Below are 26,055 nucleotides of genomic sequence, written 5' to 3' on the forward strand. Positions count from 1 at the left end.
CGCTGTTAACCTAGCTGAGCCCTGAAGAGGGCAAGCACAAAAGAGGGGCTGTGGCGCAGCTGGGAGCGCGTCTGAATGGCATTCAGAAGGTCAGCGGTTCGATCCCGCTCAGCTCCACCAACCAGAGAACCCGGAGGATGTTGCCTCCGGGTTCTCTGCTGTTGTCCTGCTCAGACGGAGCCGGCGCGGCACCCGGAACCGGGTGCCGCGCCGTCGTGATGACCTCCAGCCGTCAGGGCTGCTGCGTCGCCTTCCAGCCCTGCGCTGTGGCGTTGCCGCCGGTGTACAGGAAGCCGTCTCCCAGCGGGCCGGCCACGCTGGAGGCGCGGGCCTGTGGAAGTGGCGTCAGGGCTGTCCAGCGGTTCGTCGCGGGATCATAGGCGTCCACATTCGCCATGGTCTTGTTGTGGGCCGTCTCGCCGCCGGCGACCACGATCCGCCCACCCAGCACGAAGGTCGAGTTGGCAATGTGGCTGCGGGCCGGCACAAGCGGCGCGGCGGCGGTCCACGTGTCGGTGGCCGGGTCGTACACGTCGACGAACGATTGCGTCACGAGATGCTCGTCGTGCCCGGTCTGGCCGCCGATGGCGTAGATCTTCCCGCCGATCACGGCCGAGCCCATGTGCTGCCTGGGGTGGGGCATGGTCGCCGCCCGCGTCCACGCCTTGGCGCCCTCCGCCACGCCCAGCACGTAGTGGTCGCCCAGATCCTCGGTGCGCTGCGGATTGGTGGCCCCGAAGTAGTGCAGCTTGCCGTTCAGATATTCCAGCTGTCCGGCCGAGAGGGGCACGGGCAGGGCTGGAAGTCGCGTGTAGGTGTTGCTGGCCGGGGTGTAGACCCAGGCGTCGGTCGTGCCGAAGATCTGCCCGCTCCAGCTGCCATCGCCGGCCACCTTACCCACGTAGCCGCCCGCGTAGTAGATCCTGGTGCCGTCCGTCGCCATGCCGGTGTGCGTGACGCCGGTGCCCGGCATGGCCTTCAGAGGTGTCCAGGTGTTTGCGGCCGGATCATAGACCTGGGCGCGGTTGGTGGGCGTGCAGCAGGATTTCAGGCTGTCGAAGCCGCCGAACACGTACAGCTTCCCGCCGACCACCTCGCCCTGCGCCTCCGAGACCCCGACCGGCTGGGCCTTGATGCCCTGGAAGGTGAAGGTGTTGGAGGGTGGGGGAGGCGTCACCGTGACCGGCGAACACTCGACGTAGGCGTCGGCCCAGTCGGCGTGGTCGTAGGCGATGCCGTCGCCCGCATCGGTCACGCGCAGGGTCAGCGTCCTGACTCCCTTCAGGGTGGCCGTGAGGGCCTGTGCGGGCTGGCCACCGGTCATGGTGGGGGTCGAGGCCAGCTTCGTTCCGTCTCCGATCACCTCGAAGACCACGCTGCCCCGCGCCCCGACCTCGTCATCCACGCCGACCTTTGCCATGAAGGTCGTGCACGTGCCGTCCAGGGCGTAGGTCAGCTCGCTGCCCGCGTGTACACCCAGGCCGGTCGTGAACGCAGCTCCACCGATGCGCATGCCCGTGCCGTCCCCCTCTGCATAGGAGCCGTTGCTCCTGCCGGGTTCAATCGGCCCCCACGCGTTCGTGGCCGTCCTGTACTCGAGCTCGGAGAGGGCCGTGCGCGTCTGCGGCGCAGTGGACGCAGCGGCGTTCTCCCGGATCCACGGGTGACTCGCGCCGTTCGCATACGGGTCGCCTGGAGCCGTGACGGGCTGTGGGGGCTGGGAGCACGCGCCCAGCACAAGGGCGAGGAGCAGCGGGCCGGGGCGGGCCGCCAGCCGTCGGCCGACGGTCGGGATGGGGTGGACAGGCGTGGTCATGATGAACCTCAGGGTGAACGGGAGAGCGTCAATGGATCGTTGCTGGCCGGCATCCGGCGGCGGGTCAGCGCAGGGCTTGTGCGATTCGCGTCGGGGCGGTACTCTGATGCGGCCCGGGGAACCGGGCAGCCGGAGAACGCCCCGGCGATGTAGCTCAGCTGGTTAGAGCGAACGACTCATAATCGTTAGGTCCGCGGTTCAAGTCCGCGCATCGCCACCACACGGCCCGCCACATGGCGGGTCTTTTTCGTTCGTGCGGGTCAGACCGGCCGCCCGGCCATCATGAAGCTGGCCGTCATGCCGCCGTCCACGGGCAGGATCGCTCCAGTCACGAAACTGGCGGCGTCGCTGCCCAGGAAGTACACGACCTCGGCCACCTCGCGCGGGGTGCCGATGCGGCGCAGGGCATGCAGATCCTCGTAATCGCGGCGGGTCTGCGCCGGGTCGGCGCTGCCCTCGATGGCCTGCATGACCCCCTCGGTGCTGATCGCGCCGGGAGCGACCGCATTCACCCGCACGCCACGCGGCGCGAGATCCAGGCACATCGCCCGCGTGAGGTTCACGAGACCGCCCTTGCTGGCGTTGTAGGCGGCGTTGTCCTGCTCGGCGAACAGACCCTGGACGCTCGCCACGTTCACCACAGCGGCACCGCGCGGCATGGCGTCGATCAGCTCCCGCACCAGCAGCAGCGGCGCGGTCAGGTTCACCGACAGGGTGCGGGCCCAGCCGCGCTCACTGACCTCCAGCACACTGCCGTGTGCGCCCTGGTACGCGGCGTTGTTCACGAGGACGTCCACCCCGCCCTGGGCATGGGCCGCCTGGGCAATCCGGGCACGGCCCCGCGCCGTGGTGATGTCTGCTTTCAGGCGCGTGTGGCCCCGCAGCGTCGGCGGCAGGGTGAGATCCACCGAGATGACTCGGGCGCCGCGTTCCGCGTACAGCTCCGCAACGGCTCGGCCGATACCTCGGGCGGCTCCGGTGACGATGACCGATGTGGTGACCTCGGCAGGATCGGGGGTGGCGGCGGACGCTCTGGATGGCATGCGTCAGTGTCGGACACGGCCGTCTGCGTGGACGCAGACTCTCAATACTCTCTGAATGCCGGTGCCCATACGGCGACGGGGGAGGCCAGTCCGGTCTCCCCCGTGGCATGACGCCGGATCTACTTCCGGGCGGCCTCGATGAGGGCGGGCACGATCACGTTCACGTCGCCCACGATGCCGTAGTCCGCCACCTTGAAGATCGGAGCCTCGGCGTCCTTGTTGATGGCAATGATGTTCTTGCTCTTGCCCATCCCGCTGAGGTGCTGCACGGCCCCGCTGACCCCCAGGGCGATGTACGCGCCGGGCTGCACGGTCTTGCCCGTCTGCCCGACCTGCTCGGCGTAGGGCCGCCAGCCGGCGTCCACGACGGCGCGGGTCGCTCCCACGCCGGCACCGATGGCATCGGCCAGGCCCTCGACATACGTGGTGAAGTTCTCGGGATTGCCCACGCCGCGTCCGCCGGTCACGATCACGTCGGCCTCGGTCAGGGCCACGCGGCTGGTCTTCTCGACGCTGCGGCCGGTCACCTCGACCCGTGGGGTGGGCAGTTCCAGCTCCACGTCGTACTGCTCGCCGGGCTGGGCAGCCGCTGATGCCGCCGCGAAGGAGCCGGGCTTGACCGTCACGACGATGACCGGGCCGCTCGCCTCGACCGTCTCGGTGACCCGGGCCAGATAGGTGTAGCGCTGGGCCTGGAGGGCGTCGCCGCTGGCGCTGAGCCGGATGGCATCTTCCAGGTACGGCGCGTCGAGCTTCACGGCCACGCGCGGGGCATACTCGCGGCCCGAACGGCTGCCGCCGATCAGGACGGTCGTGGCCTCGCCCTCGCGGGCAATCTGGGCCGTCGCGGCGGCCCAGACCTCGGCGTTGTAGGTCGCCAGGGCCGGCAGATCGCCCACCAGCACCTGGTCGGCCACGACGGCAGCCTCGTTCGCCACTCCTGCCACGCCCTGTCCCAGCACGAGCAGTGTGACCGGGCCTTCCCGGCCCGAGTCGCGGGCCGCGGTGACCATTTCCAGGGTGGACTTGGCGAGCTTGCCGCCCGCGTGTTCAGCGACGATCAGGATCATGCGAGCACCTTCGCTTCGTTGCGCAGCAGCTCCAGCAGGTGCTGGGCGGCGGCCTGGGGGTCTTTGCCGTCGATCATGGTGTTGCGCCGGGCCCGGGTCTGGATCTCGGCCCCCACGACCGTCACGGTGGGCGAAACGCCGTACGTGGCCGGGTCATCCTTGCGGAGCTCCTTCTTCTTCGCCTTCATGATGTTCGGCAGGGTGGGGTAGCGCGGCTCGTTCAGGCCCTGCTGCGTGGTGACCACGGCGGGCAGGGTCGCGCGGAAACTCTCGTTGCCGTCGTCGACGTCGTGGCGGCCACTCAGGGTGTCCCCGTCGACCGTCAGCTCGTTCGTCCACGTCAGCTGCGGCCAGCCCAGACGTTCGGCACTGGCCGCCCCCAGCGCCTGCGAGTCCCAGTCGGCCTCCTGGCCGCCGACGAGCAGCAGGGTCGCGCCCTCGGCCTGAGCCACCTGCGCGACGATCCGGCTCAGGGCGATGGGGTCGTATTTCTCGTCGGTCTCGACATGGATGGCGCGGTCGACGCCCATCGCCAGGGCCGTGCGCAGCGCGTCCTCGTTGCGCTTCGGGCCGACCGCCAGCGCGACGATCTCCTCGACGGGAGCGCCGCCCTCGCGCAGGCGCAGGGCTTCCTCCACGCCGTACTCGTCCATGCCGTCGATCACGACGGTCGTGCCGTCGAGGTCGACGGCCTGTCCTTGAATCTTGATGCGGGCCTCCGCATCGGGAACTTGGCGTACCAGGGTCAGGATCTTCATGGTGCCTCCAGGGGGGCTGTGGATGGGGCCGGATGGGCCGGAAGGAACACCCAGCATGACAAATTGAACCGAGTTCAAGTTTAGCAGAGAGTTCACTCTGGCGGCAGTCCCGGCCGTGCGGAGCCCGGACAGCATCCCAAGACCTCCTAAAAAAGGCCGCAATCCCTCCGTCAGACTTCTCATCTTGCCCGGGCGCGGGCTGCGGCATAGTCCAGCTATGAAGCTGACCTCGCTTGTTGCCGTGACCGCCCTCGCCACCGCCGCCACTGCCGGTGCCCAGACCTTCGAACTCGGCCTGACCGGGGGGTACGCCGGTGGCCTGAGCGGTGAGGCGTTCATCCACTCCCCCAACCTCGTCGGGCCCGTCGGCGTGAAGTTCGGCGTGGCGTATGCCCGCGCGGCGGACGCGATCCGGGACAGCAGTGACCTGGGCGCCGGCACCTTCGCCAGCTACAAGACCTCCGGAGCCACCGAGTCCGGCACGCACACGATCGTCGGCCTGGATGCCACCTACGGGCTGGGCGAGCTGGCACCCGGTGTCGACACCACGCTGTACGCCGGTGCCCGCTACGGCATGTTCAAGTCCACCGAGGACTACGGCTCGAACATCAACGCCACGTATTCGACCAGCAGCCTCGGTCTGGGGGGCGGGGCGATGGTGAGCTACGCCCTGAGCGGCAACCTGAGCCTCGTCGGGGATCTGGGCGCGGACTACTTCTTCAAGTCCACGATCAACCGGGTCAACAACACGGCCGCCGGCAAGACGACGGACACCTACGCGACCAACGATCCCAACTACGCCGGGATCAGTGACCGCTTCGTCCGCCCCGGCGTGCAGTTCAAGGCGCGGGTCGGCATCAAGTACGTGTTCTGAGCCAGACGTGGCTTGAACGGTGGACTGGCAGCGGCCGGTTCACCGTTGTTCGGTTGTGGTTGCCAGGTGCGCTCTGAGCTGCTCGAATCCCGCGATGGTGCGCGGGAAGCCCAGATACGGCACACACATCAGCAGTGCGCCGCGCAGTTCGGCCTCGGTCGCGCCGGCGTTCAGGGCACCGCGCAGGTGGGTGCGCAGCTCCGGCGGGCTGCCCAGAGAGACCAGCAGGGCACACGCGATCAGCTCTTTCGTCTTCAGATCCAGGGCGGGATGCTCGTACACCGTGTCGTAGGCGAAGTCGCGGACGTGGCCGGCCAGATCGGGGTCAAGCGACTCCAGGCGGTTCAGGATGCGGTCGTGCTGCTCACCGAAGATGACGTGGCGGGCCAGGCGTGGCGCTGGGGCATCGGACTCGGACATGCCCCAGCGTAGAGCGTGGGGAGGAAAGAACTCCGTCAGGCCCGCATGGGTACGCTGCCGACAGGACACCCCCTTCCGAGAGAACGTGAGTTTGGCTGCGCCATGACACGCACCCGGACGATACCCTAGACTCACAGCAGTTCGACCACGTTCATTCACGCCCGCTGCGCCGCGTTTCAACGTATTCCCGACCGACCTGTGTGCCGCCCCGCCAGCCCTGCGCTTCCGACCGCGCTCCCACCCCTGGGGGTTTTCCATGAACCGATACGACGACCGCGCCAGACTGGTATTCCATTACGCCCGTGAGGAGGGCAACCGCCTGGGGCATGCCATGGTCGGCCCGGAGCATCTGCTGCTGGGCCTGATGCGCGAGGGTGGGACGGCCGCGACCATCCTGACCGAGTTCGGCGCCAGCCTTGACGGCCTGCGCCGCCGGGTCGAGGAGATCATCGGCCGGGGTGAGGGCAGCCGCCTGAACGACGCGCCGAGCATCACGCCCCGCGCCCGCCGTGTGATGGAACTCGCCAGTGCCGAGGCCCGCAGCCTGGGTGCCCAGGTGACCAGTACCGAGCACATCCTGCTGGGCATCATCCGCGAGGGCGACGGTGTGGCCTTCCGGATCCTGCAGGAGCTGACCAAGGACGTCGACACCATCCGCTGGCGCATCCTGGCGCAGGGGGACGGCAGCAGCACCAAGCCGGCCAAGCCGGTCGCCACGCCGTTCCTCGACGAATACGGCCGCGACCTGACCAAGTGGGCCCGCGAGGGCCGCCTCGATCCGGTGATCGGGCGCAGCGAGGAGATCCGCCGCGTCACGCAGATCCTGACCCGGCGCACCAAGAACAACCCCGTGCTGATCGGTGACCCCGGCGTGGGCAAGACCGCCATCGTCGAGGGGCTGGCGCTGGCGATCCACGAGAAGCGGACTCCGCCCAACCTGCACGGCACGCGCCTGGTCAGCCTGGATCTGAGCGGCGTCGTGGCCGGTACCAAGTACCGGGGCGAGTTCGAGGAGCGGCTCCGCCAGATCATCGAGGAACTCCGCAACGCCAAGGTCATGGCCTTCATCGACGAGCTGCACACCCTGGTCGGGGCGGGCGGCGCGGAAGGCACCCTCGACGCCGCGAACATCCTCAAGCCGGCGCTCTCGCGCGGCGAGATCCAGGTGATCGGCGCGACCACCACCGGCGAGTACCACCGCTACATCGAGAAGGACGCCGCGCTGGAACGCCGCTTCCAGCCGGTGATCGTACTGGAACCCAGCCCCGCCGAGACCGTCCAGATCCTGCGCGGCCTGCGCCCGAAGTACGAGGAGCACCACGGGGTGCAGATCCCGGACAGCGCCATCGATTTGGCCGTGCGCATCGGCGAGCGCAGCCTGCCCGGCCGCAACTTCCCGGACAAGGCCATCGACCTGATCGACGAGGCCGCCAGCCGCGTGCGCCTGAACATGAGCGTGGGCCTGCCGGTGCAGGAGAACGAGGACGGCGAGCCGGTCGTGACCCGCGAGGACATGGAGGCGGTCATCAACTCGATGGGCGGGATCTACAGCGAGGAGACCGCCACGCAGCTCGTGGATCTGGATCAGAACCTGCAGGATCAGGTCTACGGCCAGCCCGACGCGATCAAGGCGCTTTCCAGCGCCCTGCGCCGCGCCCGCGTGGGTCTGGGCGGCCGCACCCGCGTGGCCGCGAGCTTCCTGTTCGTCGGTCCCAGCGGGGTCGGCAAGACCTACCTGGCCAAGGCGCTGGCCCGCAGCCTGTTCGGCAGTGAACGGGCCCTGATCCGCGTGGACATGAGCGAGTTCCAGGAGAGCCACTCGGTGAGCAAGCTCATCGGCTCGCCTCCCGGCTATGTCGGCTTCGAGCAGGGTGGCCGCCTGACCGAGGCCGTGCGCCGCCAGCCCTTCAGCGTGATCCTGCTCGACGAGATCGAGAAGGCCCACCCCGACGTGTACAACACCTTCCTGCAGGTGCTCGACGATGGCCGGCTGACCGATGGCCTGGGCCGCACCGTCGACTTCCGCCGCACCATCATCATCATGACCAGCAACACCGGCTTCAACGTGAACCCCACCGTGGGCTTCAGCCCGGTCACACCGGACAACAACCAGCCGCTGCGGCACATCTTCACGCCGGAGTTCCTCGACCGCCTGGATGAAGTGATCCGCTTCAAGAGCCTGGGCGAGGAAGAGCTGGTGCGGGTCGCACAGCAGCTCATGGGCGAGATGCGCGAGGAGCTCGCCAGCCGCGAGCTGACCGTGACCTTCGACCCGGCGATCGCGTCGTGGCTGGTCGGCAAGCTCAAGGCCCGCAGCCCCAAGCACGCCGTGGGCAGCACCCGCCAGCTCCGCACCCTGGTGCGCGAGGAGATCGAAGATCCCCTGGCGATGGAGCTCGTCGGCAACGACGGCGAGGAGGTGCGCGTGGTTCTGGGTGACGAGGGCATCCAGTTCGAGCGCAGCATGCCCGCGCCGCCGCAGATCCTGGCATAGGACGCAGGGCGCTGGGCGTACCGGGAGGGCGGGGAGGTGTCCCCGTCCTCCCGGTCTGTCGGCCCGGTCTATCGGGAGGTGGCGAGCGTCCGCAGGTTGCGGTCGATCCACGCCACCACGGCGGGAATCTGCCGCTCCATGTCCTCCGCCTCCAGGGTGTCGCTGCCGTCGTTCAGGTACGCGTAGGCGAACACACGACCGTCGGGCGTCTCGACCCGGCCGGTCAGCGTGAGCAGCCGCCAGCCGCTGCCGGCCTTCGTCCCCCAGTAGGCGGCCTTCAGGGTCGGTGACTTCGGCTGGCAGCACCCATCCTTCAGCCAGGAGCGGAACAGCCGCCGGGTCTGCGGCCCCAGGTTGTCGCCACCGTACACCCGCGCCACGAGGTCAGCGTAGGCCTTCGCAGTACTGGTGTGCTGGAATGCCAGATCGATGCGCGGGTCATACATCGGCCCCCGGAAATAGGAGTCGATGGCCCCCTCGACCTCCGGCCCGGTATAGGTCATCGCGTTGGCATTCAGGCGCGTGGCGGTCGCCAGTCTCTCCTCGAAGGGCAGGGCCGCGTAGCGCTGGGCACCGGCCAGCAGGTCGTCACCCACCATGGCCGATTGCAGGAACCCCTGTGCTGCCCACGCCGCCTTGCCCGTCAGGAACACCGATGTACACGGACTGCGCTCCCGGATTGAGCGGGTCACGTGCTGGGTGCCCACTGCCTGCTGAAGGAGATCGCCCGCCGTGTTGTCACTCCGCACGATGGCCCGCTGAGCCAGGGTCGCCAGCGTGTTCGTGCCGGCCGGATAGAACTCGATGCTGCGGGTGGCGGCGGTCGTGGCCAGCGGCGTGTTCAGACGGAGCCGGCCGCTGTCCACGTCACGCAGCGCCAGTTCGACCACCAGCGGCTTGTAGGTGCTCGCGATCGGCTGCACGGCGTTCACGGTGCCCATGCCGGTGCTGCGCATGACGGTCAGGGTCGCAGGGGTGTACTCGGCGGCATAGAACGCCACACGGCCGGTCACGACGCCGGGCAGGGGAGACGCGCTGAGCGTGGGACGCACCGCCTCGCCGCACGTCCGTTCCGGCGCACCCGGTCGCGGTGTCGCGGCGCTGCCCAGGGTTCCCGCGGTGGCGACCACCAGCATTCCGGTCAGCCACGCACAGATCCGCACCGTCATCGGGGTGCGCCGGGGCGGTTCACGTCGGCGTCAGCCCGTGCCATGCGACCTCGGGTGTGCCGACCGGCGAGTGAGCCCGCAGGTACTCGTGCAGCACGTCCTCGACCAGCACCGTGTAGTCCGAGCCGAGCAGCGTCACGCCGTCGCCGGACAGATACGAGAACTCCTCGTTGTCGAGGTCGGTGTGCGCCACGGTGTAGAGGCGGTCGGGGTCGAGCGGTTCGCCGTTCACCGTCACGGCGATGACCCGCTGCCCGGCGGCTGCGGTGGGGTCGACGTGGACGGACGCGCCAGCCACCGCCGGAACCCCGATCGGAGAGCCGCGCAGGCCGCGCAGACGGAACGACACCACCTCCGGTTCGACTCCGCGCTCCAGTGCCCGCCGCAGCGCCGCACCGCTCACGCGGGACACCAGCGGGTTCACCGTCACCGGCAGGGCGTCGGCCAGCGCTCCGAAGGTCACGGGGCCGGCCGCCAGTCCGGTGTGGAAGGCGCCGCTCCCGATCAGGCCGATCTCTGCCCCGGCCCGGTGTCTCAGGGCCACGGCAGCGACCTGTGCCACCGGGGATACTCCGAAATGATCCAGGGTGAGTGGGTCGTCCAGATCGCCGATCACCTGCCCACGGATGCCGTCCAGCTCCACGTTCAGGTCGTCCATGGCCCGCATCACCACGGCGTCCTCGGGGGCGTCGTGGGGAATGGAAATCACGTGGGCCGCAGCCGCCAGGAGCTGTCCGCCGGCATCCGTGGTCACGTCCACCCGGCCCAGGTGCTCGGCGTAGTTGCCCGCCTGGACGATCAGTGTGCGCCCGACCCATTCGCCCACGGGCAGCAGGTCGTGGGAGTGTGCCCCGACGATCAGATCGATACCGGACACGGCGGCAGCCATGCGGCGGTCGGCGTCCAGTCCCAGATGCGAGAGCAGCACCACGAGTCCGGCCCCGGCAGCCCGCAGTTCCGCGACCAGCCGCGCCGCGACGTCCTGCTCGTCCGGCATGTTCAGGCCGTACACGCGGTACACGCCGTTCCACGGATCGGTCAGGCCGAACACGCCGATCCGGGTGCCGTCCGGGGCGTCCAGCAGCACGCTCTCGCGGATGCCGTTCACGACGGGGCCGGTGCCGTCACGGAGGTTTGCGGCCAGCATGGGGTACGTGGCGCGGGCTGCCACGTGTTCCAGGGCCAGCATTCCGTACGGCAACCCGATGTCGTTCCCGACCGCCTGGAGCGTCACTCCGGACGCCGCCAGCACCGGCGGCAGCGAGGCCCCCCGGGTCAGTCGGCACGGCTCGAAGCGCCGGTCGATGGCGTCGCCGCCGTCCCAGCGGTACACCGTGCGGCCCGCTGCCGCCGCCGCCGCGTGCTCGGCGCGTGCCACGGTCGTCAGGCGGGCCAGTGCGGTCAGGTGCCCATGGATGTCGTTGGTGTGCAGGATGGTGAGTTCAGGCACGCCTTGCAGTGTAGCCACCAGGATGGGCGGCCATCCGGGCACCGCACGGAAGCCGTGTCACTTCCGGCAGCCGAGATCCACGCGGAAGGCCGGATCGGGCGCGCTCCAGGGCAGCCCGCTGCGGACATTGCCCGCCCGGATGTACAGCACCTTCGTGGGCGCCTTGCCAGCCGTCTCCGGGGTGGCCTCGAACTGGCCCTTCACGCTGTACGCGGCGCCGGGCGGGATGGTCTTGTTGTGATCCCACTGCGCCCGGTTCGGACTCCAGTCCCCGAAGGGGAGTGTGGTCGCGTCCGAGAACGCCAGACTCAGGTTGTTCGCCAGGAATCCGGTGTCGCCCAGGGCCAGCGCCTGCGCGGTGCCGTTGCGGAGTTCGGCCGTGACCTCCCAGCCCGGCTTGTTCACGAAGGTCGTGGCCACGGGCGTGACCGACAGCACCCGGAAGCGCCACACACCGTTGAACAGGGTCTGGTTCATGCAGCCGGCCACGGCTGCCACGCCATTCGACCCGCCGGCGACGCTGCCCGGAAGCGTCAGGGACAGGGTGGTGGCCTCCGTCTTCGCCTGCACGCCCGCGGCCGTCAGGGCCGAGAGCGGGACGTAGGTCTGGCCGTTCACGACGATCGCCTGTGCGGTCGTGGCCTTCCCGTTCACGACCAGCCGGTACGCGCTGGGGGCGGCCAGCACCGCGCCGCCAGCCAGCACGCACGCGAGGATGGAGGGCAGCAGCGGACGACCCCGGGATGTCATTCTCCTCATGAGGATCAGCGTACCGGGCTGGCCATGATCGGGTCATGATCCCGCGGCGTCCGTCAGTGTGAGGGCACGCCTGCCCCCGGGCACGGCGGCCCGGTAGCATGCACCCATGACGAAGAGTATCGCCGCATTCCAGGACGAGCACGGCCGCATCACCGGGTGGCCCAGCGACCGCCGCCGCGCCCACCAGCTCGCCATCCTCGACTACCTCACCGGCCTGTTCGAGGCGGGCGTGTCCTACGACCAGGGGCAGGTCGACCAGATCCTCGCCGACCACTCCACCGTCGAGGATCCCACCGTGCTGCTGCGCGAACTGGTGGACGGCGACTATCTGGCCACGGCGGACGGCATGTACTGGCGCGCCGACGCCCGCCCCGGCCCACGCGGCTGACGTGGCCAAGGTCGCCGCGAAGTACGTCTGCACCAGCTGCGGCTATCAGGCCAGCAAACCCCTGGGCCGCTGCCCCAACTGCCAGGCGTGGAACTCCTTCGAGGAGGACGTGCCCTCCGCGGTCGCCCCGAAGGCCCGCGGCGGCGCGTACGGCGGCATCACCGGTGGCAAGCTCACGCCGCTGTCCGGCGTCGGGCGGCGTGAGGAGCCGCGCACGTCGAGCGGCATCATCGAACTCGACCGCGTGCTCGGCGGGGGGCTGGTCGCCGGGGGCGTCACCCTGATCGGTGGGGAACCCGGCATCGGCAAGAGCACGCTGCTGCTGCAGGTCGCCGACCGCGTGGCGAACTCCGGCGGAACCGTGCTGTACGTCGCCGGCGAGGAGTCTCTGGAGCAGATCCGCCTGCGCGCCGACCGCCTGGGCGTGAAGGCGGAGATCCAGCTCACCCGCGACACCCGCGCCGAACACGTCGCCGGCCTCATGCAGGAGCACCGCCCCACGCTGTGCATCGTGGACTCGATCCAGACCGTGACCGTGGAGGGCGAGGGGGCCCCCGGCGGCGTTGCCCAGGTGCGCGACGGCACCTCCATGCTGACCCGCGCCGCCAAGGAGACCGGCACCGCTACGGTACTCGTCGGGCACGTCACCAAGGACGGCACAGTCGCCGGCCCGAAGGTCATGGAGCACATCGTCGATACCACCGTGTTCCTGGAGACGGTGGGCGCGTTCCGGTTGCTGCGCAGCGTCAAGAACCGCTTCGGGCAGGCCGGGGAACTCGGCGTGTTCGAGATGCGCGGCGAGGGCCTGATCGCCGTCGAGAACCCGTCGCAGGCCTTCCTGGCCGAGCGGCCCGTCGGCGTGCCGGGCAGCGTGGTGGCCGCCACCGTGGACGGCCAGCGGCCCATGCTGCTCGAGGTGCAGGCGCTGGCCAGCAAGACCCCGTACCCGAACGCCCGCCGCGTCGTCGTCGGGCTCGATCCGCGGCGCGTGGACGTCGTCCTGGCCGTTCTGGAACGCCGGCTCGACCTCACGCTGGGCGGGCTCGACATCTACGTGAACCTCGCCGGGGGACTCAAGGTGCTCGATCCGGGGCTCGACCTGGCCATCGCGCTGGCGGTGTACTCCGCCGTCGTGGGCCGCGCACTGCCCGGGGACGTCGCGGTGTTCGGCGAGGTCGGGCTGGCGGGCGAGGTGCGCTCCACCCAGGCCTCCCAGCGCCGCGCCGAGGAGGCGGGCCGGGCCGGGTACACGCGCCTGGTCGTCCCGCCAGGACTGGCCGGGCACGCGGGCGTGAAGAGCGTCGAGGAGGCCGTGACGCAGGTCTGGGGCGGCGCGTCGTCCTCGGGCCGCTCCTCCCGCGCCGCCGACCGGACGTGAGGATGTGACGCCATGACGTCCCGGATCTCCGCCGCGCCGCCCACCTCGCCCATTTGGTTCCGGGCGCTGGTGTGGCTGGCCCCGTTGGCCCTGATCGTGACCGCCTGGATTCCGGAGGACGGAGCCGGCAGACCCCTGCCGCTGGGCGGGAGCGTGTTCCTCACGCTGCTGGGCGTGGGCCTCGCCGCACTGTTCGCACAGGTGCCCCGTCGGCTCTCCTACACCCTGACTGATACCGGCCTGCGCGTCGGCCGCTTCTCTGGCACCTTCGAGTGGCCGTACCGCGACCTGCGGGTGCGGCGTACCGGCGGTGGCCTGGGGTTGAAGGTGGGTGGCGTCGGCCTGCCCGGCTACCACACCGGGAACTACACCTTCACCGGCCCCGAGTACCGGAACGTGCAGGCCATCGCCTCCAACACGCGCGGCGGTGTGATCGTCGAGCGCAGCGGCACGGCGTACTACCTGACGCCCGCCGATCCGGACGCCTTCGCGCGGGCGCTCGCGGCGCGGGGCGTGCCCGTGCTGGACTGAGCGGGCGGATGGGCCATGGGCTCCGGTGCAGGGACGTCACAGCCCCAGCAGCGCCCCCACCACCGCCGCACCGATCACGACCCACACCGAGTTGACCTTCGTGCGCCACAGGATGACGAAGGCGGCGGCGGCCAGCGCGGCTCCGGCCCATGAGTGGACGCTGGTCTGCCCCAGCACCAGCACGCCGGCCAGCAGCACGCCCGCACCGAAGGGCAACAGGGCGTCGCGGAAGGCGACCAGCCACGGGTGCGTGCTGAAGCGTCGCCACGCCAGGGCGGCGGCGGCGCTGAGCAGGGCAGTGGGGCCGTAGAAGCCCAGGGTGGCGGCCAGTGCCCCTGTCAGGCCGGCGGCGGCGTAGCCGTAGTACGTCACCGCCAGCATGTTCGGGCCGGGCATGAGCTGTCCCAGGGCGAAGCCGTTGGCGAGCGTGGTGGACGTGATCCACTGCTGCTGGCCGACCAGCACCCGTTCCATCTCGGCGATGTTGGTGCCGCCGAAGGAGATCAGGCCCAGGCGGGCGAATTCGAGCACCAGGGGCCACGGGCCGGGATCAGACACGGTCGTCCTCGGGGGGTGGGGGGACGCGGCGGGGTCGGTTCAGGATCAGGCCGGCCCCGACCAGCACGGCGAAGACAGGCAGCAGATCGAGGCGCAGGACTCCCAGGCCGACCACGGCCAGTGCCGCCAGGATCAGGCCACCCCGGACACCCAGACCGACCTTCACGACGGGAATCGCGGCCGTGAGCATGACCGCCAGGGCCGCGCAGGCCGCGCCCCGCAACCCGCTCTGAACCGCCGGTGGCAGGCCGGGGCCGGCGCCCAGGGTCACGGCGGCAGCGACAAGCATGGCGACCAGGCCGGGCAGCAGGATGCCCACGACCGACGTGCTGGCCCCGGCCGGGCCGCACAGCCGGGCACCGATCATGGCTGCCAGGTTCACGGCATTGGGCCCGGGCGTGAGCTGTGCCAGCGTGTACGACTCCGCGAACTGGGCGTCGGTCAGCCACCGGCGATCTGTCAGGGCCCGCCGGGCGTGGGCGGGCAGGCCGCCGCCGATCCCGGACAGGGCCACGCCGATGAACATCCGCAGCAGCGCGGTGGGGGTGGGCGGGTCGGTCGCGGCCGATTCCTCCGTTCGGGACGGCGCGGTCGGGAAGGACATGTGCCGAGCCTACGCCTGAGAATCGCCGCCCGGCGCGAGCATTCACGTGACTGTGATGGGAACACCGGTGAACGGAATGTACGTAAGCGAACCGGACTACAGACCGTCGGTACCTGTATGCCTTGACAGGAATATTCTGATAGGAGCATAATAGTGGGAGCACTCCAGCCCCACACCCGACAGGAGGTGACCCGGTTTCCCAACTCCAGACCACATTCAGCGCCCTGGCCGATCCACACCGGTTCCAGATGGTGGAACTGCTCCGGCACCAGCCGCTCAGCGTCGGTGAGATCGCCCGACAGCTGCATCTGAACCAGCCCCAGACGTCCAAACACCTGCGGGTGCTCAGCGACGCCGGGCTGATCCATGTGCAGCCGCAGGCCAACCGCCGGATCTGTCACCTGCGCCCCGACGGTCTGCGCGACCTTGACACCTGGCTCGCCCACTACCGCGAGCTGTGGGAAGGCCGCCTCGACCGGCTGGGTGACTACCTGCAGACGCTGCCGCCCGACGACCCCACGCCCGATTCCGGAGGTACCCCATGACGCACGCCCCCACCCTGCTGCCCCACCACATTGAGGACGACCGTGTGCTGGTGCTGGAGCGCACCTTCCCGGCCACGCCTGAGCGCGTCTTTCAGGCCTTCACACAGGCCGAGCACCTGAAACAGTGGTGGGGGCCGCGTGGCTGGACGCTGACCCGATGCGACGTCGATCTGCGGCCCGGCGGTCGCTGGCACTACTGCATGAAGTGCGAGGATCAGAACCAGGGCGAGTTCTACGGCATGGAATCGTGGGGCCTGGGCGTCTACGACGAGATCTCAGCCCCAGATCGGCTGCGCTACACCGATTACTTCTCGGACGCACAGGGAGCCATCAACGGGGACATGCCGGCCACGCTGGTCGACCTGACCTTCGAGGCCGTGCCCGGCGGCACCCGTCTGGTCAGCCGCTCGACCTACGCCACCCCGGAAGGTCTGAAGACCGTCATGGACATGGGAATGCTGCACGGCATCAGCGAGACGTGGGATCGGCTGGCCGAATACCTGGGATAAAGGGGATCGGGCATCAAGACCCGCGCCGCCCAGGTCTGTCCAGGGCGGCGCGGGTCAGGGGTGGGCTCAGCCGATCAGTTCACGGCCGATCAGTTCAGGACAGCGGTGCCGAACTGGAAGCGGGAGCCGTCGTAGTCCACGTTCAGCGTGCTGGAGTCCGGCACATGCCCCTGGAGGATCTCGCGGGCCAGTGGCGTCTCGATCTCGCGGGAGATGGCGCGCTTGAGCGGCCTCGCCCCAAAGGCCGGGTCGTAACCGATCTGCGCCAAGCGGGCCTTGGCGGCGTCGCTGAGATGCAACGTCACGCGGCGTTCGGCGAGGCGCTTCCTCAGGCTGCCCAGCTGGATCTCCACGATCCGGGTCAGGTCGGCCTCGGTCAGCGCGTCGAACACGATGATGTCGTCCACACGGTTCAGGAACTCGGGGCGGAAGTGGCCCTGGAGTTCGCCCAGCACCGCGTCACGGATGTCGTCCGCGTCCTCGCCCCGGTGCTGCATCTCCAGGATCAGCGGGCTGCCGATATTGCTTGTCAGGATGATCAGCGTGTTCCTGAAGTCCACGGTGCGGCCCTGCCCGTCGGTCAGGCGGCCGTCGTCGAGCACCTGGAGGAGCACATTGAACACGTCCGGGTGCGCCTTCTCGATCTCGTCGAGCAGCAGCACCGAGTACGGGCGGCGGCGCACGGCCTCGGTCAGCTGGCCGCCCTCCTCGTAGCCCACGTAGCCGGGAGGCGCCCCGATCAGGCGGGCCACCGTGTGCTTCTCCATGTACTCGGACATGTCGATGCGGATCATGGCGTCCTGGCTGTCGAACAGGAATTCCGCGAGCGCCTTCGCGAGCTCGGTCTTGCCCACGCCCGTCGGCCCCAGGAACATGAAGCTGCCCAGCGGGCGATCCGGATCGTTCAGCCCGGCGCGGGCACGGCGGATCGCGTCTGAGACACTTACGATGGCGCGATCCTGCCCGATCACGCGGGCGTGCAGTCCCTCTTCCAGACGCAGCAGCTTCTCGCGTTCACCCTCCATGAGCTTGCTGGAGGGAATGCCGGTCCAGCGGCTCACGACGGCGGCCACGTCCTCCTCGGTGACCTGGGTGTGTGCGAATTCCGCGCCCTTGAGCTTGGCGGTCAGCTCCGCGACCTCCTTCTCCAGCACCGGCAGCCTGCCGTACTCCAGCTCGGCGGCCTTCTGGAGGTCGTAGTCGCGCCTGGCCCGCTCGATGTCGGTACGCACCTGATCCAGCGCGTCACGCTTGGCCTTCAGCGCATGCACCTCGCCCTGCTCGGCCTGCCAGCGTGAGCGCACGTCGCCCAGCTCGTCGGACACCTTCTTCAGGGCATCCTCCAGGTCGCCCAGGCGACTCATTGAGTCCTGATCCTTCTCGCGCTTCAGAGCCTCGCGCTCGATCTCCAGCTGGAGCTTGCGGCGCTGGAGCTGATCCACACGCTCGGGGCTGGATTCCAGCACCATCCGCAGGCGGGCAGCGGACTCGTCGATCAGGTCGATCGCCTTGTCCGGCAGCTGCCGATCCGTGATGTAGCGGTTCGAGAGCCGGGCGGCAGCGACCAGTGCCGGATCGGTGATCTCGACGTTGTGGTGCACCTGATAGCGGTCCTTGATGCCGCGCAGGATGCTGATCGTGTCCTCGACGGTGGGTTCGTCCACGAACACCGGCTGGAAGCGGCGTTCCAGCGCCGAGTCCTTCTCGATCTCACGGTACTCGTCCAGGGTGGTCGCGCCGATCAGGTGCAGTTCGCCTCGTGCCAGCGCGGGCTTGAGCATGTTCCCCGCGTCCGGGCTGCCCTCGGTCTTGCCCGCCCCCACGATGGTGTGCAGCTCGTCCACGAACAGGATGATCTCGCCGGCCGACGCCAGCACGTCATCGATCACGCCCTTGAGACGTTCCTCGAACTCGCCCCGGTACTTCGCGCCGGCCAGCAGGCTGCCCATCTCCAGCGACACGATGCGCTTGTCCCGCAGGCCCTCGGGCACGTCGCCGGACACGATGCGGCTGGCGAGGCCCTCGGCGATGGCGGTCTTGCCTACCCCGGGTTCTCCGATCAGCACGGGGTTGTTCTTGGTGCGGCGCAGCAGGATCTGCATGGCGCGGCGGATCTCCTCGTCGCGCCCGATCACGGGATCGAACTTGCCGTCGCGGGCCCGCTGCGTGAGATCCGTGCCGTACTTGTTCAGGGCATCGAACTGGCCTTCGGCAGATTTGTTCTTCACGGTCTTTCCTTTGCGCCCCTCGTTCACGGCGCGGTTCAGGTCGGATTCGCTGGGCAGGCCCCGGCCCCGGTACTCGCCGCGCAGGGCCTGCAGCAGCGTGTCGGCCGCCACGAAGGCGTCTCCGAGCTGCCCGGCCAGCGTGTCGGCCTTCTGGAACGCCCGGTTCAGCGCCGGGTCGAGGTACAGCTGATCCACGCCACCCTGCACGCGCGGCAGCTTCGCCAGTTCGGCGTCAATACCGCTGCGGGCGGCGTTCAGATCCCCCCCGGCGGCCGTGACCGCGCGGGAGGCGGTGTCGTTGTCGAGCAGAGGACGAAGGACATGGTAGATGGTCAGGTTCTGCTGCCCGCTGGCCTGCGCGAGTTGCTGGGCTGCGGCGACGGCCTGGGCGCTGGCCTCGGTGAAACGTTCGGGATTCAAGGAGCACCTCCGGGGTGGGGGAGAAGGTGGACAATCATGCTCTCCCTATTCTGAAACTTGAGTGTGGTCATGTCAAGTTTATTGCGGGTTAAGCCGGGTGGGAAGCGTCACAGAGCAACCGATGTCGTCAACGACAGACGAACCCGCCCGCGTCATGCCGTCAACGACAGTCAGGAGCGGGCGGGTCAGAGACAGATTCAGATCGTGTTCGTCAGCAGGAACGGTGCTGCACGGTAAGGAGAACTGTGCAGCCCTCAGCGCCCGGTCGGAATGGCTGGCCCCTCGGCGCGGGTCAGCACGCCGCCCACGAATTCGCCCATGCCCTGACCGGTCACCGGCTGGCCGTCGGCGGTGCCGGTGGCCTGGACAGCCCCCTCCCAGTACGCGATGGCCGTTGTCTTGCTGAGCAGTTCCTGGTCATCCCGCAGCGGCCTGACCGTCAGCGACACGGACGGCGCGGTGATCGTCCACTCGAGCACGTAGGTGCGTCCGCTGGGACTCGTCCACGTGCGCCCCGGCGTCATGGTCACCTCCGGCACGACCCGTGCCACGCCGTCCGCCCCGACCCGCGATCCCGCGACCTGCACGACCCGGCCGCTGCCGTCCCGCACGCGGTACAGCATCAGATCCGAGCCGTCCGACAGGTGCAGGCCGAACCAGTCCCACAGGGCCTGCCGCCCCGGCGTCTGGTCGCCCCACTGGTGGTCGAACCACACCGTGCCCCTCGCCTCGCGAGCCTCGCCACCCACCTCCACCGTGCCGCTCACCGCCAGCCGCGTGATGCTCTGGTAGTACATCCGTCCGACCTCCGCCGTGCCCGAGTAGCCGGGCGGGTGGACGACGGCCGCCTTCGTGGGCGTCATGGTGAGCTTCAGCGGGCCGGCATTCAGGCGGTAGGCCGCACCCTCCTGGGTCAGCGTCCACGTGTCTTGAGACAGCTTCAGCGGCGGAAAGGCGAACGAAGCCGTCTGCACGTTGTTCTCGATGAAGTTCAGCGTATTGCCGCGCAGATCCGTGACGGCCACGTGCGACGTGTAGTACGGTGCGCCCCGGTAATTCACCTTGAACTGCGCCCAGTGGAACGCCAGTCCAGACTCCGGCAGCACGCCCGAGGCGTACCACCACTCGGTATTCACGTTGTTCGGCCCGAAGTTGTCGGGCACCGGCTGGTACGCCGGATCGAAGGCCATCGGGGCGGGTACGCAGGCGGTCAGGACAGACAGCGTGAGCAGGGCAGGGGCAGTCCACAGGCGCATGGCTCACCGTAGCGATCAGCCCCCGGCAGCACTGTCAGAATCCTGACCTCATGAATGGAAGGGCGGGCTGCTCCGTTCAGAGTCAGCCCGCCACATGGAGGTGGGTTACTCGTCGCCCAGGTACGCCTTGCGCACGCTCTCGTCCTGCGCGATGTCGGAGGCCTTGCCCGACAGCTTGATCTCGCCGGTCTGCATGACATACGCCCGGTGGGCGATCTGCAGGGCCATGTTCGCGTTCTGCTCGACCAGCAGCACGGTGGTGCCGTGCTCGCGGTTCAGCTTCTCGACGATATCGAAGATCGCCTCGACGAACAGTGGCGACAGGCCCATGCTCGGCTCGTCCAGCAGCAGCAGCTTCGGCGCGACCATCAGGGCGCGGGCGATCGCCAGCATCTGCTGCTCGCCGCCGGACATGGTGCCGCCCAGCTGGTGCTCGCGTTCCTTCAGGCGCGGGAAGTAGCCGAAGCCCTCCTGCACGCGGGTCTCGACGACGGCGCGATCCGTGACGGTGTACGCGCCCACGTCCAGGTTCTCACGCACGGTCAGCTGCGGGAAGATCCGGCGGCCCTCCGGCACGTGCGAGATCCCCAGCTGCATGATGTCGTGCGCGGGAATCCCGGCGATGGTACGGCCCTGGTACGCCAGGGTGCCGGTGCGGGGTTTCATCATGCCGCTGATCGTGCGCAGCGTGGTGGTCTTGCCGGCCCCGTTGCCGCCGATCAGGGCGACGATCTCGCCCTCGTTCACGGTCATGGAGATGCCCTTCAGGGCGTGGATGTGGCCGTAGTAGGTGTGGATGTCGCTGAGTTCGAGCATCGGCGCACCGCTCTTGACGGGATCAGGCATTCGGGCGTTCCTCCTTGCCGTACTCGCCGGCCGCCGCGCCACGGCCCAGGTACGCCTCCATCACACGCGGATCATTTCTCACCTGATGCGGCAGCCCCTCGCTGATCTTGCTGCCGTAGTCCAGCACCGTGATGTACTCCGACAGGGTCATCACCAGGCGCATGTCGTGCTCGATCAGGCACACCGTCACGCCCAGCTCGTCGCGGATACGGCGGATCAGCGCCTTGAGATCCTCGGTCTCGCGGGGATTCATGCCGGCGGCGGGTTCGTCCAGCAGGATCAGTTTGGGCGTGGTCGCCAGGGCACGGGCGATCTCCAGCTTGCGCTGGTCGCCGTAGGGCAGGTTGGTGGCGAGTTCGTGGCGCCACTTCCCCAAGCCCACGAAGTCCAGCATGATCCGGGCGGCGTCACGCGCCTCCTGCTCGGATTCGCGGAACTTCTGGGTGCGCAGCACGGCGTCCACGAAGCCGCTCTTCAGGCGGGCGTGGCGGCCCACCATGATGTTCTCCTCGCTGGACATGGTCGAGAACAGGCGGATGTTCTGGAAGGTGCGGGCGATCCCGGCCTCGGTCACCTGATCGGGGCGCAGGCCCACGAGTTCCCTGCCCGCCAGGCGGATGGTGCCGCTGGTCGGCGTGTAGATGCCGGTGATCATGTTGAAGAAGGTGGTCTTGCCCGCGCCGTTCGGCCCGATGACGGACACAATGGACGCCGACGGGATGGTCATGGTCACATCGTTCACAGCGGTCAGGCCGCCGAACTGCTTGGTGACGTTCTGCACGTCGAGAATCGGTGCGCCGGTCATTTCGTGCCCCCGCTGCGCTCGTTCTCGGAGGCCGGGGCCAGGCCGGGGCTCAGCACCTCGATCGGGCCGGCGTTCAGGCCGCCCCCGCTGCCGTGCCCGGAGTCGTCCTCCTGGTTGTCGTCATGGTGCAGTTCCAGCGTGCGCCGCCGGCTGGGCAGCAGCCCCTCGGGGCGCAGCAGCATCATGGCGACCAGGATGATCCCGAAGATCAGGCGCTGGAGCTGCCCCGGATTGACCTGCTGCGGGATGCCCAGGTTGGCGGTCGCCTCGCCCAGGCCCGGCAGGATCCGCAGGTTCAGCAGCGTCACGACGGCCGCGCCCAGGATCACGCCGGGGAACGAGCCCATGCCGCCCAGGATGACCATGCTCAACACGCCGATGCTCTGGAACAGGTTGAAGGACTCGGGGCTGATGAAGGTCTGCTTGGCCGCGAAGATCATGCCCATGACCCCGGCGAAGCTCGCGCCGGTCGCAAAGGCGATCAGCTTGGTCTGCACCAGCGGCACGCCCATCGCCTGCGCCGCGACCTCGTCGTCGCGGATGGCGATCCACGCCCGGCCGATCCGGCTGCGATCCAGACGCACGTTCACGGTCAGGATCACGGCGATCACGACCAGCACCAGGAAGTACAGGAACAGCAGATAGTACTGATCCTCGGTGAAGCCCAGCGCGCCGGCCATGGCGTTGAACCACGGCACACTGGCACTCTTGATCGGTGTGATGCCCTGCGACCCGGCCGTGTACAGGTCGAGGTTGTTGGCGAGCACGCGGATCACCTCGCCCAGGCCCAGCGTGATGATCGCCAGATAGTCGCCCTTGAGGCGCAGCACCGGCAGGCCGATCAGCACGCCCACGATGGCGGCGGCCATGATGCTCAGGGCCAGGAACAGCCAGAAGAAGCCGGGATTGATGCCGTTGGCCAGACTGCCGGCCTGTCCGGACATCAGGACGATCGTGGCGCGGGCGGCCAGCACCAGCCCGGCGATCAGTCCGATGCTCGCCAGCCGGAAACTCCACGTGGTCGTGCGGGTCGGCGCGGTGCGGGCCGTCAGGCGGTTCACGTACACCATGCTCGCGGCCGTCACGACCACCAGGAACAGCCCGATCGCCAGTGTGCCGGCGTTCGTCGCGCCGGGATTCTCGCCGTAGTAGCGCAGCACCTCGGCAAAGCGCGGCGACGCGAAGATGCCCCAGGTGTATGCGCCCACCGCGAAGAAGGCCACGTAACCCAGGTCGAGCAGCCCCGCGAGCCCCACCACGATGTTCAGGCCCAGGGCCAGCGCGGCGAAGATCATGATCTGGATCGACAGATCCAGCAGGCTGGTGTCCTCGCGGCCGGCCAGGGGCAGCACGATCAGCAGGCTGCCCAGTCCGACCACGGCCCTGGCCCACGGCGCGGCCCGCCACAGGTGCGCGAACAGGATGTTCGCCAGGAACAGCGACACCAGCAGCGCCTCGACGATGGGATTCCGCAGGAAGGTGCCCAGGCCGCCCAGACCCTCGAGCAGGGGGCCGTTGTGCGAGACCAGAAGCAGGGCGCTGGTCACCAGGAAGATCAGCACCAGCATGACCGTGCGCTCGGGCGCCGGGGCCGGCTTCATCGACGGCGGCGTCTTCACGGCGGCCGTCATACCTTCTCCACGTTGCTCTTGCCGAGCAGGCCGGTCGGTTTGAAGATCAGGATCAGCACCAGCACAATGAAGGCCCCGATGCGCTGGTACGAGGCATCGATGGCCTCCAGGTTGGCACTGCCGACCACGTTCCCCAGCACGTTCGTCACGCCGATCAGGTTCTGGATCACGCCCAGCGTGAGCCCGCCCAGCACCGCGCCGGGAATACTGCCGATGCCGCCCAGCACGGCCGCCGTGAAGGCGATGATGCCCGGATCGAAGCCGGAGTAGGCATTGACGGTACCGAACTTCATCCCGAACAGCACGCCGCTGATGCCGCCCAGCGCCCCGCCGATGGCAAAGGTCGCGGAGATCATGCGGTTGGCGTCGATGCCCATCAGGCCCGAGGTCACACGATCCTGCGCGACAGCGCGGATGGCGGTGCCCAGACGGGTGTGGTTCACGAGGTAATTCAGGACAGCGAGGCTGAGGCCCGCCACGATCAGCAGGATCACGTCCTTGAGCTGGAGGTCGATGCCGACCGTCCGCAACCCGTTCCCGATGGACGCGCACGAGCTGGTGGCCGCGCAGAACTTGGTGGTGAAGGCGGCCGGCAGGGTGTACGTCAGATCAAAGCGGCCCTGAAGGCCCTCGATCACGCGCAGCACGTCCTGAAGGATCAGCGACACGCCGATCGCGGTGATCAGCGGCACGAGCTTGGGCGCGTTCCGCAGGGGCCGGTACGCCAGGCGCTCGATCAGCACGTTCAGCGTGCCCGAGATCAGCATGGCCGCCAGCAGGGCAATCAGCAGTTTCAGGTAGCCGTCCATCTGGACGTTCTGGAGCAGCCGGAAGACCTCGAAGCCGACGACCGCGCCCGTGACAAATACCTCCGAGTGGGCGAAGTTGATGAGTTGCAGGACGCCGTACACCATGGTGTAGCCGAGCGCGATGATGGCGTACACGGCACCCAGTACCAGGCCGCCGACGATCACGTTCACCAGGAAGGGCAACAGGACTGCGAGATCCAATGAATTCAACTCCTTTCAGAAACAGCGGCTGGTGGGTGCAGCAGGGTGGGCTCTCAGCGGGGCAGTTCGGGAGTGATGCACAACACTTACACACCGCGAGGAGAATTGGTAGGCCCACCGGCTGACCGCAACAGTATGGGGGCCGGGCGCGCTGCCCGGCCCCCGCTGAACGAGCCTGTGAAGCTGCTCTTACTGCTTGACGGGCTTGACGTTGATCGAGCTGTCGAGCTTGAACGCACCGGCGGTCACGCCCACGACGTACATGGTCGCGGCGCGGCGGTCGCCCACGGAGTTGAAGCTCACGGCGCCGGACAGCAGCCCGGTGAAGTTGCCCTTGCGGATGGCGGTCTCGACCTGGGTGCGGGTCGGCAGCTTGTTGCCATTGTTGCGGGCGGCGTTCAGGATGCCCTGGAGGACGACCTTGGCGGCGTCGTAGCCGAAGGCCCCGAAGCCCTGGGCGTCGTCGTTGAAGGTCTTCTTGTAGTTCGCGGCGAAGACCTTCGCGGCGGGCAGCGCGTCGATGGGCGCGGCCACGGTCGTGAAGTAGATCTTGTTGGCGTTGGCGGCCCCCACGATGGTGGGCAGTTCGCCGCTGTCCAGGCCGTCGCCGCCGACCACGGGGGTCGTCACGCCGGCTTCGCGCAGCTGCTTGATGAACACGCCGACCTGGTTGTAGATGCCGCCGAAGTACACGGCGTCGGGGTTCTGCAGGCGAATCTTGGCGACGATGCTGGAGAAGTCGCTCTTCTCCTCGGTGCCCTCGTTGGCGACGACGGACACGCCCTTGGCCTTCAGCGCCTTCTCGACCTCGCCGGCCAGACCTTCACCGTACGCGGTCTTGTCGTTCAGGATGTAGACCTTCTTGGCCCCGAGCTTCCCGGCCAGGAAGTTCGCGCCGGCACCGCCCTGGGCGTCGTCACGGGCGACGATGCGGTTCATGTTCGGCAGGCCGCGATCCGTGACCTGGTTGGCGGTGTTGGCGGGGCTGACCATCGCCACGCGGCTGGCCTGGAGCGCGGCCGAGGCGGGGATGGCGACCCCCGAGTTCAGGGTGCCCACGACCGCGAGGATCTGACGGTCAGCGGCGATCTTGCGGGCGGCGGCGGTGCCGGTGGCGGGGTCGGCCTGGTCGTCGTACGGCACGAGCTGCAGGTCGAAGCCGAGCTTCTTGAACTGGGCCTTGTATTCGTTGACGGCCAGCTGCGTGCCGTTGCGGATCTGGGTGCCGAGGTCGCTCTGGCCGCCGGACAGCGGGCTCAGCGAGGCGATACGGATGGTGGTCTGCGCGCTGGCGGAACCGAGGGCAAGGGCGGCCAGAACAGACAGGCTCAGGGCGGTGTTCTTCATGAATCCTCCGGGTGCAGTTGCAGCGCCCTCCGTCCGGATGGCGTGCGGTGTGGTGATGCCGCAATTCTAGGCTGAGCCTTGATTTGATGTCAATGCGTTACTCATGAACGAATTGAAACGATCCGGCGTGGGGCCTGAGAAGTTGT

Annotated in this window: 24 protein-coding genes and 2 tRNA genes; 9 read left to right on the forward strand and 17 right to left on the reverse strand. The window is 68.7% G+C overall.

Annotation, left to right across the window (positions count from 1 at the left end; genetic code table 11):
• Positions 1–44 precede the first annotated feature (44 nt).
• Positions 45–120 (forward strand) — tRNA-Ala (locus U2P90_RS10015).
• Between the two features lie 112 nt (positions 121–232).
• On the opposite strand, the gene U2P90_RS10020 is transcribed toward U2P90_RS10015, so the two are convergent.
• The gene (locus U2P90_RS10020; RefSeq protein WP_322471985.1) at positions 233–1,816 is read right to left on the reverse strand and encodes an NPCBM/NEW2 domain-containing protein; all 1,584 of its coding nucleotides are present in this window, start codon (positions 1,814–1,816) and stop codon (positions 233–235) included.
• A gap of 143 nt (positions 1,817–1,959) precedes the next feature.
• Between U2P90_RS10020 and U2P90_RS10025 the strand changes: the two genes are divergently transcribed.
• Positions 1,960–2,036 (forward strand) — tRNA-Met (locus U2P90_RS10025).
• A gap of 40 nt (positions 2,037–2,076) precedes the next feature.
• Here the strand turns inward: U2P90_RS10025 and U2P90_RS10030 are convergent.
• From U2P90_RS10030 to U2P90_RS10040, 3 genes are all read right to left on the reverse strand, one after another.
• Positions 2,077–2,859, reverse strand: a complete 783-nt coding sequence (locus tag U2P90_RS10030) for an SDR family NAD(P)-dependent oxidoreductase (RefSeq protein WP_322471986.1) — start codon at positions 2,857–2,859, stop codon at positions 2,077–2,079.
• A 119-nt stretch (positions 2,860–2,978) separates the two neighbouring features.
• Entirely contained in the window at positions 2,979–3,929 is a 951-nt protein-coding gene (locus U2P90_RS10035) for an electron transfer flavoprotein subunit alpha/FixB family protein (RefSeq protein ID WP_322471987.1), read from the reverse strand.
• The gene (locus tag U2P90_RS10040) at positions 3,926–4,687 is read right to left on the reverse strand and encodes an electron transfer flavoprotein subunit beta/FixA family protein (protein ID WP_322471988.1); all 762 of its coding nucleotides are present in this window, start codon (positions 4,685–4,687) and stop codon (positions 3,926–3,928) included. Before U2P90_RS10040 ends, U2P90_RS10035 begins: the two co-directional genes overlap by 4 nt.
• Positions 4,688–4,904: 217 nt before the next feature.
• On the opposite strand from U2P90_RS10040, the gene U2P90_RS10045 reads away from it, so the two are divergent.
• Positions 4,905–5,561, forward strand: a complete 657-nt coding sequence (locus U2P90_RS10045; protein ID WP_295818568.1) for a hypothetical protein — start codon at positions 4,905–4,907, stop codon at positions 5,559–5,561.
• Positions 5,562–5,600: 39 nt separating this feature from the next.
• Here the strand turns inward: U2P90_RS10045 and U2P90_RS10050 are convergent, their stop codons facing one another.
• Positions 5,601–5,981: a carboxymuconolactone decarboxylase family protein gene (locus tag U2P90_RS10050; protein ID WP_322471989.1), complete on the reverse strand. Its 381-nt coding sequence runs from the start codon at positions 5,979–5,981 to the stop codon at positions 5,601–5,603.
• A gap of 256 nt (positions 5,982–6,237) precedes the next feature.
• Here U2P90_RS10050 and U2P90_RS10055 point away from each other — a divergent pair, with 256 nt between their 5' ends.
• Positions 6,238–8,475, forward strand: a complete 2,238-nt coding sequence (locus U2P90_RS10055) for an ATP-dependent Clp protease ATP-binding subunit (protein WP_295818571.1) — start codon at positions 6,238–6,240, stop codon at positions 8,473–8,475.
• 68 nt (positions 8,476–8,543) lie between these two features.
• On the opposite strand, the gene U2P90_RS10060 is transcribed toward U2P90_RS10055, so the two are convergent.
• Genes U2P90_RS10060 through U2P90_RS10070 form a run of 3 tightly spaced genes read right to left on the reverse strand, consistent with a single transcriptional unit; the run spans position 8,544 to position 11,853 of the window.
• Positions 8,544–9,644 (reverse strand): serine hydrolase, encoded by a 1,101-nt coding sequence (locus U2P90_RS10060; RefSeq protein WP_322471990.1) that lies wholly within the window; start codon positions 9,642–9,644, stop codon positions 8,544–8,546.
• A 19-nt stretch (positions 9,645–9,663) separates the two neighbouring features.
• Complete coding sequence (locus U2P90_RS10065) at positions 9,664–11,094, reverse strand: bifunctional metallophosphatase/5'-nucleotidase (RefSeq protein WP_322471991.1); 1,431 nt, start codon at positions 11,092–11,094, stop codon at positions 9,664–9,666.
• 57 nt (positions 11,095–11,151) lie between these two features.
• Positions 11,152–11,853: a hypothetical protein gene (locus U2P90_RS10070; RefSeq protein ID WP_322471992.1), complete on the reverse strand. Its 702-nt coding sequence runs from the start codon at positions 11,851–11,853 to the stop codon at positions 11,152–11,154.
• Between the two features lie 106 nt (positions 11,854–11,959).
• Here U2P90_RS10070 and U2P90_RS10075 point away from each other — a divergent pair, with 106 nt between their 5' ends.
• From U2P90_RS10075 to U2P90_RS10085, 3 genes are read left to right on the forward strand one after another with little or no spacing between them, the layout of a single operon-like run.
• The gene (locus tag U2P90_RS10075; protein WP_322471993.1) at positions 11,960–12,241 is read left to right on the forward strand and encodes a DUF2087 domain-containing protein; all 282 of its coding nucleotides are present in this window, start codon (positions 11,960–11,962) and stop codon (positions 12,239–12,241) included.
• A 1-nt stretch (position 12,242) separates the two neighbouring features.
• Positions 12,243–13,619, forward strand: a complete 1,377-nt coding sequence (gene radA, locus U2P90_RS10080) for a DNA repair protein RadA (RefSeq protein WP_295820195.1) — start codon at positions 12,243–12,245, stop codon at positions 13,617–13,619.
• A gap of 12 nt (positions 13,620–13,631) precedes the next feature.
• Positions 13,632–14,150 carry a PH domain-containing protein gene (locus U2P90_RS10085; protein ID WP_322471994.1) on the forward strand — a complete coding sequence of 173 codons (519 nt, stop codon included), beginning with the start codon at positions 13,632–13,634 and terminating at the stop codon, positions 14,148–14,150.
• Positions 14,151–14,186: 36 nt separating this feature from the next.
• Here the strand turns inward: U2P90_RS10085 and U2P90_RS10090 are convergent, their stop codons facing one another.
• A complete protein-coding gene (locus U2P90_RS10090; RefSeq protein ID WP_322471995.1) occupies positions 14,187–14,708 on the reverse strand; it encodes a chromate transporter in 522 nt (173 codons plus the stop codon).
• Positions 14,701–15,312, reverse strand: a complete 612-nt coding sequence (locus U2P90_RS10095) for a chromate transporter (RefSeq protein WP_322471996.1) — start codon at positions 15,310–15,312, stop codon at positions 14,701–14,703. Before U2P90_RS10095 ends, U2P90_RS10090 begins: the two co-directional genes overlap by 8 nt.
• Positions 15,313–15,560: 248 nt before the next feature.
• On the opposite strand from U2P90_RS10095, the gene U2P90_RS10100 reads away from it, so the two are divergent.
• A complete protein-coding gene (locus U2P90_RS10100) occupies positions 15,561–15,857 on the forward strand; it encodes an ArsR/SmtB family transcription factor (protein WP_380103370.1) in 297 nt (98 codons plus the stop codon).
• Positions 15,854–16,366: an SRPBCC domain-containing protein gene (locus U2P90_RS10105; RefSeq protein WP_322471997.1), complete on the forward strand. Its 513-nt coding sequence runs from the start codon at positions 15,854–15,856 to the stop codon at positions 16,364–16,366. Before U2P90_RS10100 ends, U2P90_RS10105 begins: the two co-directional genes overlap by 4 nt.
• An 89-nt stretch (positions 16,367–16,455) precedes the next feature.
• Here the strand turns inward: U2P90_RS10105 and clpB are convergent, their stop codons facing one another.
• The 7 genes from clpB to U2P90_RS10140 all read right to left on the reverse strand — a co-directional run bounded on the left by clpB (position 16,456) and on the right by U2P90_RS10140 (position 25,909).
• A complete protein-coding gene (clpB, locus tag U2P90_RS10110) occupies positions 16,456–19,014 on the reverse strand; it encodes an ATP-dependent chaperone ClpB (protein ID WP_322471998.1) in 2,559 nt (852 codons plus the stop codon).
• Between the two features lie 254 nt (positions 19,015–19,268).
• Entirely contained in the window at positions 19,269–20,270 is a 1,002-nt protein-coding gene (locus U2P90_RS10115; protein WP_322471999.1) for a lipocalin family protein, read from the reverse strand.
• Positions 20,271–20,375: 105 nt separating this feature from the next.
• The gene (locus U2P90_RS10120) at positions 20,376–21,116 is read right to left on the reverse strand and encodes an ABC transporter ATP-binding protein (protein ID WP_380103367.1); all 741 of its coding nucleotides are present in this window, start codon (positions 21,114–21,116) and stop codon (positions 20,376–20,378) included.
• Complete coding sequence (locus U2P90_RS10125) at positions 21,109–21,921, reverse strand: ABC transporter ATP-binding protein (protein WP_322472000.1); 813 nt, start codon at positions 21,919–21,921, stop codon at positions 21,109–21,111. Before U2P90_RS10125 ends, U2P90_RS10120 begins: the two co-directional genes overlap by 8 nt.
• Positions 21,918–23,552 carry a branched-chain amino acid ABC transporter permease gene (locus U2P90_RS10130; RefSeq protein ID WP_322472001.1) on the reverse strand — a complete coding sequence of 545 codons (1,635 nt, stop codon included), beginning with the start codon at positions 23,550–23,552 and terminating at the stop codon, positions 21,918–21,920. Before U2P90_RS10130 ends, U2P90_RS10125 begins: the two co-directional genes overlap by 4 nt.
• Complete coding sequence (locus U2P90_RS10135; RefSeq protein WP_295820167.1) at positions 23,549–24,562, reverse strand: branched-chain amino acid ABC transporter permease; 1,014 nt, start codon at positions 24,560–24,562, stop codon at positions 23,549–23,551. The genes U2P90_RS10130 and U2P90_RS10135 overlap by 4 nt, the downstream gene beginning before the upstream one ends.
• 189 nt (positions 24,563–24,751) lie before the next feature.
• Complete coding sequence (locus U2P90_RS10140; RefSeq protein WP_295820164.1) at positions 24,752–25,909, reverse strand: branched-chain amino acid ABC transporter substrate-binding protein; 1,158 nt, start codon at positions 25,907–25,909, stop codon at positions 24,752–24,754.
• Positions 25,910–26,055: the final 146 nt, after the last annotated feature.

The organism is Deinococcus sp. AB2017081, assembly GCF_034440735.1.
GTDB lineage: Bacteria > Deinococcota > Deinococci > Deinococcales > Deinococcaceae > Deinococcus > Deinococcus rufus.

What these genes read in the sequence shown, in the direction of transcription:
- U2P90_RS10020 (WP_322471985.1), bottom strand. Translation starts at nt 1,816, where the DNA reads ATGACCACGCCTGTCCACCCCATCCCGACCGTCGGCCGACGGCTGGCG.
- U2P90_RS10030 (WP_322471986.1), bottom strand. Translation starts at nt 2,859, where the DNA reads ATGCCATCCAGAGCGTCCGCCGCCACCCCCGATCCTGCCGAGGTCACC.
- U2P90_RS10035 (WP_322471987.1), bottom strand. Translation starts at nt 3,929, where the DNA reads ATGATCCTGATCGTCGCTGAACACGCGGGCGGCAAGCTCGCCAAGTCC.
- U2P90_RS10040 (WP_322471988.1), bottom strand. Translation starts at nt 4,687, where the DNA reads ATGAAGATCCTGACCCTGGTACGCCAAGTTCCCGATGCGGAGGCCCGC.
- U2P90_RS10045 (WP_295818568.1), top strand. Translation starts at nt 4,905, where the DNA reads ATGAAGCTGACCTCGCTTGTTGCCGTGACCGCCCTCGCCACCGCCGCC.
- U2P90_RS10050 (WP_322471989.1), bottom strand. Translation starts at nt 5,981, where the DNA reads ATGTCCGAGTCCGATGCCCCAGCGCCACGCCTGGCCCGCCACGTCATC.
- U2P90_RS10055 (WP_295818571.1), top strand. Translation starts at nt 6,238, where the DNA reads ATGAACCGATACGACGACCGCGCCAGACTGGTATTCCATTACGCCCGT.
- U2P90_RS10060 (WP_322471990.1), bottom strand. Translation starts at nt 9,644, where the DNA reads ATGACGGTGCGGATCTGTGCGTGGCTGACCGGAATGCTGGTGGTCGCC.
- U2P90_RS10070 (WP_322471992.1), bottom strand. Translation starts at nt 11,853, where the DNA reads ATGAGGAGAATGACATCCCGGGGTCGTCCGCTGCTGCCCTCCATCCTC.
- U2P90_RS10075 (WP_322471993.1), top strand. Translation starts at nt 11,960, where the DNA reads ATGACGAAGAGTATCGCCGCATTCCAGGACGAGCACGGCCGCATCACC.
- U2P90_RS10085 (WP_322471994.1), top strand. Translation starts at nt 13,632, where the DNA reads ATGACGTCCCGGATCTCCGCCGCGCCGCCCACCTCGCCCATTTGGTTC.
- U2P90_RS10095 (WP_322471996.1), bottom strand. Translation starts at nt 15,312, where the DNA reads ATGTCCTTCCCGACCGCGCCGTCCCGAACGGAGGAATCGGCCGCGACC.
- U2P90_RS10100 (WP_380103370.1), top strand. Translation starts at nt 15,561, where the DNA reads ATGGTGGAACTGCTCCGGCACCAGCCGCTCAGCGTCGGTGAGATCGCC.
- U2P90_RS10105 (WP_322471997.1), top strand. Translation starts at nt 15,854, where the DNA reads ATGACGCACGCCCCCACCCTGCTGCCCCACCACATTGAGGACGACCGT.
- U2P90_RS10115 (WP_322471999.1), bottom strand. Translation starts at nt 20,270, where the DNA reads ATGCGCCTGTGGACTGCCCCTGCCCTGCTCACGCTGTCTGTCCTGACC.
- U2P90_RS10120 (WP_380103367.1), bottom strand. Translation starts at nt 21,116, where the DNA reads ATGCCTGATCCCGTCAAGAGCGGTGCGCCGATGCTCGAACTCAGCGAC.
- U2P90_RS10125 (WP_322472000.1), bottom strand. Translation starts at nt 21,921, where the DNA reads ATGACCGGCGCACCGATTCTCGACGTGCAGAACGTCACCAAGCAGTTC.
- U2P90_RS10130 (WP_322472001.1), bottom strand. Translation starts at nt 23,552, where the DNA reads ATGACGGCCGCCGTGAAGACGCCGCCGTCGATGAAGCCGGCCCCGGCG.
- U2P90_RS10140 (WP_295820164.1), bottom strand. Translation starts at nt 25,909, where the DNA reads ATGAAGAACACCGCCCTGAGCCTGTCTGTTCTGGCCGCCCTTGCCCTC.